This window comes from Salmonella sp. SAL04196 (assembly GCF_046550835.1).
GTDB lineage: Bacteria > Pseudomonadota > Gammaproteobacteria > Enterobacterales > Enterobacteriaceae > Salmonella > Salmonella enterica.
This window is the reverse complement of sequence record NZ_JBGDXE010000003.1, coordinates 240779-253009: the sequence shown is the minus strand read 5'-3', so window position 1 is coordinate 253009 and position 12231 is coordinate 240779. Positions and strand designations below refer to the sequence as shown.

The following is a 12231-nucleotide window of genomic DNA, read 5'->3' as shown; positions in this document are numbered from 1 at the left end:
ACATCATGAAGCTGGACAAACGCGTGCTGGCGTCGTTGCGCCAAAATCGTTTACCGTGCGCAAAGATACCTGGCCGGGCGTCGCCGGGAGAGTGATCGCGCCTTTCGGCGGTACCATAGTATTCGGCAGCTTTTTCCCCGCGCTGTACAGTTCAACCATCGAAACGTAGTACGGCGAAGGGTTAGTAATCGTTAGCTGGCCGCGTTCGTTACGGCAGCGAAGCGTCGACGGGGCATGAGCTGGCGCCTCCGCCAGATTTTTCGGGCGAATAAATAGCTTAATCACGCTTTGCGTCGCAATTTGCAGGGAGTTGCCGGTCAGCTTATTTTTATCGACAGAGGGTATCGCTTTACTGTTTAAATAAAATACGCTTTCGCGATCGGTCGGTAATGACGGCCCGACATACATAATACGTAATATATTTTCTTTTTTAGGCTGGATCACAAAGAGAGGCGGCGTGATGATAAAATCCGTCGAGCGTGAACCATCGGCATTGGCGACCCATGACTGAATTAAAAAAACATTGCTGGCAGAAGAATTAATAATCGGCAAGGAGGTTTGCTTACTTCCCAGCGGATAAATCACTCTGGTCGCGCCCAGCGCAATGCCTCCCGCCTGCGCGGCAAACGACAGGCCGGCCGCCGACAGCAGTAGCAATAATCGAAGGAAAATCGGTACGTTTTTTTTCATCTGCGTAATATCCTGATGCCGTCGGTTTGTTACGCGCAGTGACGCGCGTAACGCCCCTTTCTCGCCTCCCAACAGACGAGAAAAAAATCCCGATAAGGAATCAGGAATAAACCATGCTAAATGTCGCCGTCGCACTAACATTACCGGCAGTCGCCGTACCGGTAGCGATATAATCCACGCTAAGCGGAATAACGTTTTCGCCATCGTTCAAGGTAACAGTACTGGACGATTCACCGATATTCAGCGCCTGGCCATCTGGTCCATAAAGTTGTAATGCCACATTCGTCGCCGAACCTGCCCCAGCGGTATTCGCCAGTGAACCCGGCTGGTTTGCGTCCTGCTGGCCATTAAAAATCACCGCCGCATTCTGGCTGGTCTGAGTATCGCAGTCTTCCAGTTTAATGGTGAAATCTTCTTTTTGATTCGCCACCATACCGGCCTCGGTTAATTTACTGGCGCGAACCTGGCCTAATGTCACGGTCTGATCGACAGAGTCAGCGGAAACAGAACAGGCGGCGTCAACGACCTGTCCGACAAAATTTACCGTACCGCCAGTGACGGTTGTAGTATCCGCTTGCGCGGTGGACAACATTCCGCCAAAGGCAATCGCAGAGACCATTAATGCTAGTACAGGCTTTTTCATTCAAGCTCCTTTTAAATATAAAAATGAGGGTAATCAGATTTTTTAACGCAACGGCTGCTGATATTTCTTCACAGCAATATCACGACTTTTTCTTATGCGAAAAAAAGTGTCTTCTTGTTCTGATATAAATGTCAGAAGCAATAAAACAGCCACTCAACGTCGTGAGTTAATCTTTACGTTATAATGAGATAACGATGTTATTAATTATTAGCAAGCCAACGGCAAGTTGCAATCATCGACATTTGGTTTTATAGGACTAAGCATAACTTATTGTTTTATATTAACTTTACACCAGTCGTTCGGCCTATCTCCTTTAGCCATATTGACTTTTAAAAATAGCCTTCATAACAACCTTCAATAAAACATTCTATTAACGATAACAGGCAAATTCAGTCGAGATATGTAAATATATCGTTGCATATAGTACATTAATACGCCACTGGCAGTTTTCCGAGCGCCGTCAGCCGCCCATTATCAATATGGATATACCCGCCTTTTTTTAGTTCAGACAGAATCTTCATGGTCCGACTGCGCGATATCCCGGTACGTCGTTGAATAAAATTCAACACGATAATGCTTTCCCGGTAGGCCTGTGGATAAGCCCAGATTTCAGTCAGCAGCGCCCGAACTTTCAGATAAGAATCGACGCCGACTAATTCACGATCGCGCGCGCTCATCACCATCAGACGGTAAGCCAGACAACGGGCCACGTCGTGCCATAAATCGCATTCATCGGCGATTTTTATAAAATCCGGCAGGCGAACAAATCTACCGGTACAAACCGTTTCTGCGAGCAAAAAGTGTTCCGGTCGCGCGGGGACATTATAGGTAGCGCCATAGCTGTCAACCATACCCACGACCGATGGCGCAAACGATGAAGATATATGGAGTCGTTTGTCATTATGACAGAAAGAAACAACGCCAGACTCCAGTAATACAATGTAGTGTTCATCATTTGCCTGTAAATAAAACTCATCGCCGATACCCAGCGTAAACGGTTGACCAAATGGCAACAATGCCGAAAATAAGGCATCAATCGCCGCGTGAGGTTTAGCCTGCTGAGAAAAAAGAAAAGAGTGTAATGAATTCTCATTATTATCTTTAGCAAAAGCGTCGTTCATCATTTTTTCATTAACGGTTATCTACTCAATGTAGCGCCACAGTATAACCTCTCAAAAAGTACTTAAATTAATAATAAATAACATCGCTATGCAGTATTTCTGTATTCACAAGGCACTAATACGCAATATTTTTAAGATTAAGACAATTCTTAATACAAAATGATTACAGAAAATTAATAACGAATTACGCATAAAGAATGGGAGGTCAGGGGGCGCAAGAAAAGAGATTCGAAAGAGCGCGCCTTCGAATCTCAAACTAATAGTCCAGATTAATGCAAATAAGCAGTGATATTATCTGAAATAGCGTGGAGCAGCATAATACTCTACCATTTTATCCGCTAGCCAGCCGCCGTCTTCACCGTTAGAATGGATTGTCGTAATACTGATAGTAGAACCACCGCCCCATAAGATCGAAAAGACGTTAAAGTCCGGTAGGTTCAGCGCCTGCATCTGGCTCCAGTCATACCCTTTATCTTTACGTAAAAAGTCGCCGACGGTCGGGACGCCGTAAGTCGCGCTATTTAAGGCCGTATTGAGTAGCTGCAAAGAGAGCGTGTCAGGATCGCTGCCAATGCGGGCGTCACCCATAAAAAAGGTTCCGCCGGATGCAAAGTGCGCAGCGCTGATTTTACTGACGCCCTCTTCTACTGTAGGCATATGGCCGCCTGGGATTTGCCACAGCATGGCGGGCGTCAGCAGCGCTTTCGTCACCTGTTTGACCATCGCCAGGTAATTAAGCCAGCATGTCGCATTCCAGCCATAGTGGGCAAGCGCATCAGGACTGAAACAGTCACGCTCAAATTTATCAAACGCAATAAAGTCCGGCGCATATTCTCCGCTATAAACGCCCAGTTCATGAATAAATTCGGCGATCGCCAGCCCTTCAGCTACCGGATCAGCTGTATCGCGCAGCACCCAGTCCGCCGTTCCTGTCGCCCAGACATTCGTCTGCCAGCCAAAAGCCACGTCCGGGGCAAACTGACGAACAAGATAGTTCACCGCCTGAATATAGCCGTAGAGATCGTCGCTAAACGTCGGCAACGAAGGCGCGATAAAGCCAGCCATCGCCGGTAATGCTTGTATCGCCGCCGCCAGTTGGGCATTCACCGGCACACTGTTTTTTTGCCGTACTACGGTATAGCCATACGGTCCTTGCTGTAGCGCCCCCAGAAAATCCGGGTTAAGCACAAAGGTAGCCGGGACAGGATGCGTCTCATCTTTGTATGACTGCGCCGCCAGACACTGGGTAATAAAGTTACCAAAATGGTTACGTAGCTTTTGCGCATCCTGTAAATCCGCCAGGGCGCTACCGCCGCTGGCATTCGCGGTATAAATGACCATTACCGGCATGACGCTACGCCCGGCTTCTTTTTCTATCTGGCGCACCAGCGCAACGGTTTTATGGATCGGTAACGTCGCGTAATCCAGAAAACCATCCCCGTTCACGTCAACCTCCGCGGCCGGAACCGGATCGCCGCCGCCGTCAAAACCATCGTATTTAAACAACGCGCTAAACGGTATATCGCGATAAAGAGAAACCGTCTCTGGCGCGTTAACCGTCACGCCGCCATGAGCAAGGTAATCAGGCCAACCTTTTACCTGTAGCGTCACGCCGGGCAGAAACTCCAGCGCCACATGGTTGACCTTTTGCAATAACCGTAGCGGCCCGGCCTGTTCACAACGCCACGGCACGCTGTCGATGAAAATATCGTCCGTCTGAACATCATACAGCCCGGGCGCAAAGCGTAATGCCAACGTCTGCCGATCGCTGCCGCTCTCCAGCATTAATGAGTATTGATATTTACCGCTGCTGAACAGATAACGCTGCGGCGCGACGCTATCAGGCAGGCCCAGTAGAGTGGCATCCACCGTCACGAAACTCGCCGTGTCGATCGCTGCCTGCTGGTAAGCGACAGCAACCTCGGCAACCTGCGCCGCGGCAGGGATAAAACCCGTAAGCTGTATGGGTGCCGATATAAAGCGGTTATTAATCATCGCAGGCTGCAGATTGACCGTATAATGATGCCCCGCCAGTAGCCGGGTGATTAACTGCGGTTGGTTGGCGATAAGCGTGACGGTACGCTCATCCGCTTGCGTAGCATCGGCGATCTCAACGGTCAATTTCGCATTACCAAGCGCAGGGGCGTCAATCATCAGACGCGCGCTGGCATAACGGACAATCGGCAGACAGGATACCTGGACCTGCGCGGCGGCATCGCCGGTTTGCAGCGTAACGGTAAAAGAGGACTCGACTGGCGCGATTTGCATCTCATCATTCGCCAGTACCGGTACGGTAAGCCGATACGTTCCTGCGCTAAGATCGCCTATTGTCAGCACCTCTCCCCACTCACCGACAAAGCGCCGGGTTTCGCCGGCAGGAAACAGCAGCTCAATCGCCGGTTTAAGCGCCACGGTCTGCGTCATGGCAGGAAAATGAACGCAAATTTTTCCCTGACGGGCAGGGTCATGGGCCAACGTCGCGCTCAAATCGCTGATGGCAACTGGCATCTGCGTGGCGGCCAGATAGCACTGTAATTCGGCGGTATCTCCCGCCGCCAGCATCAGCGCGCCGTCATGATTAATGGTGATGGTATTCTTCTCGATGGGCCATCCCCCATCGCTGGCCAGCGTCACGGCCTGATTCCCCAGCATTGTTCCCTGAAACGGACTGTAGGGGTCGGGGTGCGCGCTGGCCGTAAAATTCAGTTGAAGCTGATTGAGATCTACCGCCTGGGCGTAGAGGTTGGTCAGCGTAAAGGTGACGCGTTGATACCAACTCGCGGTATTCAACTCGCTAACGTTAAGCGTAAGGCCGCGTTCCTGAAGGTTGTTATCCTTTTCCGGCGCATCGGGTTCGGCGGGGTGTTCATCTGCGGCGGGTATCGCTGGCGTCTCCTCATCGGATAAGGTTTCAGACTCTGTGTCTTCGGATGACGATGACGCCAGCATCAAGGTGATGGTGGACATTTTTACCGGCACCTGTGTCGCCGCGAGGCTGAAAGAGAGCGTCCCGCGTTCGCCCGGCTGAAGAAGTAATGCATCGCTGTTATTAATGATGATGTTGTTAGTTTCCAGCGTGCCATACGAACTATCGTTCAACGTAAGCGGCAGGTTCCCTTTGAGCGTACCGCCGCTATTTCCCCATGGATCGATGTGCCCGGAGGCCGTGAACGATATTGCGGCATGGTTCATATCGACCGCATTACCGCTCTCATTAATAAAGGTTAAGGTGATTTTTTGATACCAGCTGTTGACGTCAAATGCGCTGGCATGGATGGAAATGGTCATGGTCTACTCTTCCTCTGTCCCTGGTGGAGAAAAGCCCCGGTAAACCGGGGCTTGAATCATGAAGCCCAATACATCGTGCTTAATGCCGTGTATTAGTAAGCGCCAAGATCGGTCCATGCACCGCCGACACCGCAGTTCAGGTCAGGCTGGTTGCCCATAGACCACCATTTCACCTGATAGTTATGGCCTTTCCAGCTAACGATTTCGAAAGAACCCCAGTTTGCGCCATAAACGGTCAAAGCATCCCACTGTGCGTAAGGTGACGTTTTGTCATCTGCTGGCGTATCATCCTCAGCTGGCGTGGTATCTTCTTCCTCGTCCGGTACAGGAACGATAATCTCTTCTTCCTCTTCCGGTTCCGGTTGAACCTGAGATAGCGCAGGCACAGCCGTCAGAACAAAGCGCTGTTGAGAGGACGGTTCGTTGTAGCAGTCGCGTACAAACAGGGTGAACTGAAAGGCTGTTTTTTCGCTAACTTCCGGTACCACAACCTCAATGATTTCTGCCGTTTTGTCTGCCACAGCGATTTGAGAAGGCACGCCCCAGCTAAAGGACAACTCATCACTATCTTCATCAGAAGAACCTGCGCCAGACAGCTGTACCGTAGATCCGCCTACGACCAGCAGTTCAATCGCCGCTTTCGGCGCGTGGTTGACTTTCTGCGCGTCGTCGCTATCGCCCTGTTCTTCACCATTTTCTACATTGATACCTTCGAAGTAGAACGGTTCCATATCGATAACTTCAGATTCGATTTCATAACCCAGACCTTCACGCACGGCGTTAACCAGCACGCCGTTGTCCTGATCGATAGTCCAGGTAAACACGCCGCCCAGGCCCAGTTTCGCTGCATATTCGCCTTTTGCTTTGACAGTACGCGGCGTATCCAGGGATAAAAACAGTTTGGATTCCGGGCTATACAGGTAGTCAGCGTCAGCGACCTGGTCGGTGTAAACGTTGAAACCGTTACGACCTTTCTGGTTTTCCAGATCCAGGTAGCTATAAATGACGTCATACCATTCGCTGGTGCCGGATTCGAAAGAACCTGTAGTGTCACCTGTTCCCGGGTTATAAGAACCTTTCAGCGGCGACAGGGATTCAATTTCTGCCTGACGAGCGTTACGGGTATAGCCAGCATAACCGATGTTGATACGGTCAGCGGAGAAACCTTCCGCCAGCAGGTGATCAACGATGGTTTCGACAGCCCAGCCGCCCTCTTCCAGCGCTTTGCGGTTGGTATGGTGGCCCAGCGTTTCCGCCCACGGCGTACCGAAGAAATCATAGGTCATCAGGTTGATGCCATACAGGCCGGCAGCCAGCAGATCTTTTACTTTAGCGTGATCAAAAATCGTGGTCACCGCGGAAGCAGCGATAGAGATCTTCACATTGCTCAGACCAGCGGAATCCAGCTGTTTGCGCAGTTCGGCAATCAGCAGCGCGTAGTTAGCGCCATCTTCCGGACCAAACGGGTTGCCCGCCCCTTCATCGTTCGGGTATTCCCAGTCAATATCCACTTCGCTGAACATCGGGAACTGTTTGAACAGTTTCACCACGCCTTTGGCGAAGATTTTACGAGAAGAGTCAGAAGCGGCGGTTTCGTGGAACCCGTTACTCATGCTCCAGCCGCCGATACTCATGGAGAGCGCCAGCGTGTGACCTGCGGCTTTCGCTTTTGCCTGCATATCACGCAGTGCGCCCAGCATACCTTTGGCGTTAGCCTGGGTCACGGTTTTCGGATCAACATCCCAGCCGCTGGTTTCAAAACCCAGGTTGATATAAGACTGGAAATCACCCCACGGATCGAGGAAAGTCGGCTCATATTTCACTTTGCCGCACTGTGCTGCCGCTTCTGCTACGACATCGCGGTTTTCTTTATCAATTTTTCTGAAACCGGTGATGCCAACAAAGCCGAAAATCAGTTTGTCATAAGCCGTCGGTGAAACGTTGGTTAAATCATAACCACGGCCCGGTTGGGACATATTGCCTTGCAGACGGCTGTCATACTGTGACCAGTCGGTGTAATAACCGAATACCTTCGGTTTAGTCGTGGAATTTTTATATTTATTGTATACCGGTTTCGCAACACGAGCGGAAGTATAGCTTATTTTATCATCGCTTGTTGCAGGGTCAAAACCATTCGCTGCATGAGTAGTTTCAGTAATTGTATCGCCTTGAATCAGTTTGCTTGTAGCCATTTTCAAATTTCCTTTTACGTTTCAAAATTGTCGCAGCTCGTTCTGCGGGGTCCATAATCGTTACAGGCATAAAAAATAGCTAATCACAAAACATCATCTTTTTAGATGATATAAAAATCATAAAAATGAGGTTAACAACACCGTCTGTCGAAGAGAAAACAACACCTCTCAGCGCCCGCTTAGTCCGTTATGGTGAGAATATAGTAAATATCATTTATCATGTAATTAAATATCATTTAATTACAATGAAATAATGTGATTACACTCGCTATAGACAATGACAATACAATAAAACCAGTGACATTTATTGGATTAAGACATTTCTCATACAATATAGTCACCACAGACAACCAGGATGTACATTTCTAAAGGAAGACGTTATGAAAACTTATATCATTAATAGCAACTGCATTTACAATGAAGGTAAATATGAACTGAGGACGGTCTCAAATTCACAGGTTATTAAAATGACTGCGATGAGAGCCAAATGTCTCAGTTTCATCATCGAGAATGCTCATCTGGAGATTATCGAGCGACAAAAAATAACCACCGCGTTATGGGGAAGTCGAAGCCACTATGTTAATGATGCAAATCTAACGCAGATTCTCTATTTAATCAGACGTGACCTTAAAGCGCTTGGTATTAACGATCTTTTTATTACCATTCCAAGACAAGGCCTCAAAGTTAATAGTGATATCGCCATTATCGCGACGGATAGCGAAACAAAGGGAAGAAAAAAACAGATTGTACGGCAAACCATCGCTGCCCTGACGACCGTATTTTCAGTAACGTTAGGTTCTCTCATGTATCTGCATATTCACTAAGCGAAGGAAAGGGAAGATGAATCCAATTATAGATGGAATTATTGCGCTTGAAGGCGGTTACGTATTTAACCCTAAAGATAAAGGCGGCGCCACCCATTGGGGCATTACCGAAGCCACGGCGCGAGCGCATGGCTATGCTGGCGATATGCGGGATCTGACCCGCGCTGAAGCCTACGCGATTCTCGAAGAGGATTACTGGATAAAACCAGGCTTTGATGTCATCTCGACGCTATCGTGGCCAGTCTCCTTCGAGCTGTGCGATGCGGCAGTCAACATAGGCGCTTACCACCCCAGCGCGTGGCTGCAACGCTGGTTGAACGTCTTTAATCACCAAGGTAAACGCTACCCGGATGTTCATGTGGATGGCAATATTGGTCCGCGGACGCTTGCCGCTCTCGAACATTATTTGGCCTGGCGAGGCCAGGAAGGGGAAGCCGTTTTGGTGAAAGCTCTCAATTGCAGTCAGGGCACGTACTACTTAAACGTTGCTGAGAAAAACCACAATAACGAACAATTTATTTATGGCTGGATCAAGAATAGAGTGACCTAGACCAGGCTGAAAAAAGACGCGTAAAAGGCTCACGGATGAGCCTGATACCGTGAATGATAATTAATCTGAATTATTTCCTTCGATAATTTTTTTAATCCGCCGCCCAAGAATTTTTAAGATCGGACTCGCGAAAACACCGCCTAAGCCTGCCGCCAACAGAACAATGTTGAAACTGCATTCTTTTTCGATCGCAATCGCGCTTAACAAGAAACTGGTGAAGCAGGAAATCACGATCTGCGTTAAGCAATATTTTATACTTTCATGAGAACTATTATATTCTGTCTTATCTTTGCGTAAAAGATAGCTGACAAAGCCTCCCCACGCGCCAATCGAAATAATAGTGAGTAAGATCTCTAGCTCCAATAGCACAACTTCCGTTGTCGACACATGGTTGGGAATAGACATTTTAACACTCCGAAATCATTATAAATGAATAATTAACACAAGGAGTGTAAGCGCCCTGTCAGACGGGTGAAAATCAAAGCACATCATTTAAAACCATATTAAATCAAAGCGTAAAAATGAGGTGTATTAGCGACGGAAGGAGGAAAGCGTTTGTAACATACTTACCATCTCATTAATCGTCGATATATTTCTACTATTTTTATTCCAGGATGCATAGACCTGAACTGACTTCAAAGCCAGTTCGGGCGGAGGCTGAATAAATTTAATGTCATATTTACGATGGTTTTTATAAAAAAGCGCTAATTTCAAAGGCATCAATGCAATCAATGAGGTTCGTTCGATCATGCTCATCAAACCGTTAAGCGAATCACTGCGATAGCCGACAATACGCCTGCCAGTATAGTAAAGCTCATCCTTAAATAACTCGCTATCATGATATATCACTGAAGCCCCCATCCCCGGCTGATATAACGCATGACGCGAAGAATAAAAATGATGTAGCGATAGCTGTGAGAGGGTACTCAGCATGTGTTTACTGCTACAGATACAAACAAATGATTTAAAACTATCAATAATTTGATTCTCTATGCCGGACTCCAGCAAAGGTTCGGCACCAATCAACAGATCGCCTTGCGCAGTAAACAGAAGTTCGCTGATACGCTCCCGATTCATATTTCTGACAGAGAAATGATTTATCAAAATACGGTCAAAAATATCGCTGTTATAGAGCTGAGAAAGATAATAGCTTTCAACAATATCACTGCCTAATAACGTTATCTGGAACGCTTCATCTTTTTTGCTATTACAGAGAAATGTGTCATCCACCAGTTTCATCACCTGACTGAAATTTTGGTAAATGTCGACAGCCTTAGCTGTGGGGATGAGCCCGCCTTTCCCTCTGCTAAACAGTTCTTCCGGGTAATAACTCTGCAGGCGCTTTAACGCCATAGAGACGGCAGCCGGTGTAATGCCTAGCTTTTTTGCCGCCATAGCCGCATTTCCTGACAAAATAACAGCGTCAAGAATTTTGATTAAATTATAATCAAAGCTCTTGTTGGCACCTTTCGATCCCATTCGCTGTCTGCCTCCGGAAACTAAAAAAAGCAATATAGATAATACTCAAGATAAATCAATTCACAGCATCTAAAAAAGCAATTGTTAATGTCATCACATCACGTTTTTTTAAAGAATAAGCGTATACAAAACTGCTGATTAACATCAATTTGTTTATCAGTAAAAACAAAATATCAACAAATGAGAGGATACGATGCGTTTAACAGAAGCCTGGGCGCGTACAGGCAGAAAAAAGCCCGGATAAACACCCGGGCTGAAGAAAAATACAACGGGAAAAAGATTAGCGAGTCAAATCGTCAAAGAATTTTTTCACGCCGTCAAAGAAGCTTTTTGAACGCGGGCTGTTTTTCTCTCCCGTCGGGCCGCCAAAACTTTCCTGAAGATCTTTTAGCAATTGCTTCTGTTTTTCACTCAGACCGACCGGCGTTTCAACCACCACACGGCAGAGCAAATCGCCCTGCGCGCCACCGCGTACGGACTTCACGCCTTTGCCGCGCATACGGAACAACTTGCCCGTTTGTGTTTCGCTCGGTACTTTCAGCATCACGCGACCATCTAACGTCGGCACTTCAATTTCACCGCCCAGCGCCGCCATCGCAAAGTTGATCGGCACTTCGCAATAAAGATTATTGCCTTCACGCTCGAAAATAGGGTGTTGTTTCACCTGGACCTGAACGTACAAGTCGCCTGCCGGTGCGCCATGCTCGCCCGCTTCGCCCTCGCCTGCCAGACGAATACGATCGCCGGTATCCACGCCCGCCGGGATTTTAACGGACAGAGTTTTACTCTTTTCAACACGCCCATGACCGTGGCATTTATGGCACGGATCTTTGATCAGCGTACCGCGTCCCTGACAGTGTGGGCAGGTCTGCTGTACAGCAAAGAATCCCTGGCGCATCTGTACCTGACCAGAACCATGACAGGTCGGACAGGTTTGCGGTTGCGTGCCAGCTTTCGCGCCGCTGCCGTGGCAAACGTCGCACTCCTCCAGCGTCGGAATACGGATCTCTTTGGTCACGCCACGCACCGCTTCTTCCAGGGTGAGATCCATGTTATAACGCAAATCAGCCCCACGCGCCGCACGTTGGCGACCACGCCCGCCGCCAAAGATATCGCCAAAAACGTCACCAAAGATATCACTGAAATCAGCGCCGCCATTAAAGCCGCCGCCAAATCCGCCGCCCATACCGCCTTGTTCAAACGCGGCGTGACCATACTGATCGTAGGCTGCGCGTTTTTGCGCATCGGTCAGCACTTCATAGGCTTCTTTAATCTCTTTAAATTTAGCTTCGGCCTCTTTATCACCCTGATTGCGGTCCGGATGATATTTCATGGCCAGGCGCTTATACGCCTTTTTGATTTCACGCTCTTCCGCTGTTTTGGAAACGCCTAAAATCTCGTAGTAATCTCTTTTCGCCATCTCTTTTTATCTGCCCTTAACATG

10 protein-coding genes are annotated in these 12231 nt (G+C 48.3%); 2 read left to right on the top strand and 8 right to left on the bottom strand.

Features of this window, described 5'->3' with window-relative positions:
• Window positions 1-3: 3 nt before the first annotated feature.
• The 5 genes from bcfB to ACLJPE_RS13985 form a co-directional block, all read right to left on the bottom strand.
• Entirely contained in the window at window positions 4-690 is a 687-nt protein-coding gene (bcfB, locus tag ACLJPE_RS14005) for a fimbrial biogenesis chaperone BcfB (RefSeq protein WP_039514719.1), read from the bottom strand.
• Between the two features lie 100 nt (window positions 691-790).
• On the bottom strand, window positions 791-1333 hold the full coding sequence (locus ACLJPE_RS14000; protein ID WP_000743356.1) for a fimbrial protein BcfA: 543 nt from the start codon (window positions 1331-1333) through the stop codon (window positions 791-793).
• A gap of 428 nt (window positions 1334-1761) precedes the next feature.
• Complete coding sequence (locus ACLJPE_RS13995; RefSeq protein ID WP_000980522.1) at window positions 1762-2457, bottom strand: winged helix-turn-helix transcriptional regulator; 696 nt, start codon at window positions 2455-2457, stop codon at window positions 1762-1764.
• 288 nt (window positions 2458-2745) lie between these two features.
• The gene (locus ACLJPE_RS13990) at window positions 2746-5742 is read right to left on the bottom strand and encodes a hypothetical protein (RefSeq protein ID WP_039514722.1); all 2997 of its coding nucleotides are present in this window, start codon (window positions 5740-5742) and stop codon (window positions 2746-2748) included.
• A 92-nt stretch (window positions 5743-5834) separates the two neighbouring features.
• A complete protein-coding gene (locus ACLJPE_RS13985; protein WP_000235807.1) occupies window positions 5835-7934 on the bottom strand; it encodes a glycosyl hydrolase family 18 protein in 2100 nt (699 codons plus the stop codon).
• 380 nt (window positions 7935-8314) lie between these two features.
• Between ACLJPE_RS13985 and ACLJPE_RS13980 the strand changes: the two genes are divergently transcribed.
• Entirely contained in the window at window positions 8315-8758 is a 444-nt protein-coding gene (locus tag ACLJPE_RS13980) for a transcriptional regulator (RefSeq protein WP_000860681.1), read from the top strand.
• A gap of 16 nt (window positions 8759-8774) precedes the next feature.
• Window positions 8775-9308: a glycoside hydrolase family 108 protein gene (locus ACLJPE_RS13975; RefSeq protein ID WP_001068135.1), complete on the top strand. Its 534-nt coding sequence runs from the start codon at window positions 8775-8777 to the stop codon at window positions 9306-9308.
• A 60-nt stretch (window positions 9309-9368) separates the two neighbouring features.
• On the opposite strand, the gene ACLJPE_RS13970 is transcribed toward ACLJPE_RS13975, so the two are convergent.
• From ACLJPE_RS13970 to dnaJ, 3 genes are all read right to left on the bottom strand, one after another.
• Entirely contained in the window at window positions 9369-9713 is a 345-nt protein-coding gene (locus tag ACLJPE_RS13970; protein WP_000026889.1) for a phage holin family protein, read from the bottom strand.
• A gap of 126 nt (window positions 9714-9839) precedes the next feature.
• Window positions 9840-10787 (bottom strand): LysR family transcriptional regulator, encoded by a 948-nt coding sequence (locus ACLJPE_RS13965; protein WP_039514726.1) that lies wholly within the window; start codon window positions 10785-10787, stop codon window positions 9840-9842.
• Window positions 10788-11067: 280 nt separating this feature from the next.
• The gene (gene dnaJ, locus ACLJPE_RS13960) at window positions 11068-12207 is read right to left on the bottom strand and encodes a molecular chaperone DnaJ (protein ID WP_001119009.1); all 1140 of its coding nucleotides are present in this window, start codon (window positions 12205-12207) and stop codon (window positions 11068-11070) included.
• Window positions 12208-12231: the final 24 nt, after the last annotated feature.

Coding starts and splice junctions, on each gene's coding strand:
- ACLJPE_RS13965 (WP_039514726.1), bottom strand. CDS start 10,787: ATGGGATCGAAAGGTGCCAACAAGAGCTTTGATTATAATTTAATCAAA.
- ACLJPE_RS13995 (WP_000980522.1), bottom strand. CDS start 2,457: ATGATGAACGACGCTTTTGCTAAAGATAATAATGAGAATTCATTACAC.
- bcfB (WP_039514719.1), bottom strand. CDS start 690: ATGAAAAAAAACGTACCGATTTTCCTTCGATTATTGCTACTGCTGTCG.
- ACLJPE_RS13985 (WP_000235807.1), bottom strand. CDS start 7,934: ATGGCTACAAGCAAACTGATTCAAGGCGATACAATTACTGAAACTACT.
- ACLJPE_RS13975 (WP_001068135.1), top strand. CDS start 8,775: ATGAATCCAATTATAGATGGAATTATTGCGCTTGAAGGCGGTTACGTA.
- ACLJPE_RS13970 (WP_000026889.1), bottom strand. CDS start 9,713: ATGTCTATTCCCAACCATGTGTCGACAACGGAAGTTGTGCTATTGGAG.
- dnaJ (WP_001119009.1), bottom strand. CDS start 12,207: ATGGCGAAAAGAGATTACTACGAGATTTTAGGCGTTTCCAAAACAGCG.
- ACLJPE_RS14000 (WP_000743356.1), bottom strand. CDS start 1,333: ATGAAAAAGCCTGTACTAGCATTAATGGTCTCTGCGATTGCCTTTGGC.
- ACLJPE_RS13980 (WP_000860681.1), top strand. CDS start 8,315: ATGAAAACTTATATCATTAATAGCAACTGCATTTACAATGAAGGTAAA.
- ACLJPE_RS13990 (WP_039514722.1), bottom strand. CDS start 5,742: ATGACCATTTCCATCCATGCCAGCGCATTTGACGTCAACAGCTGGTAT.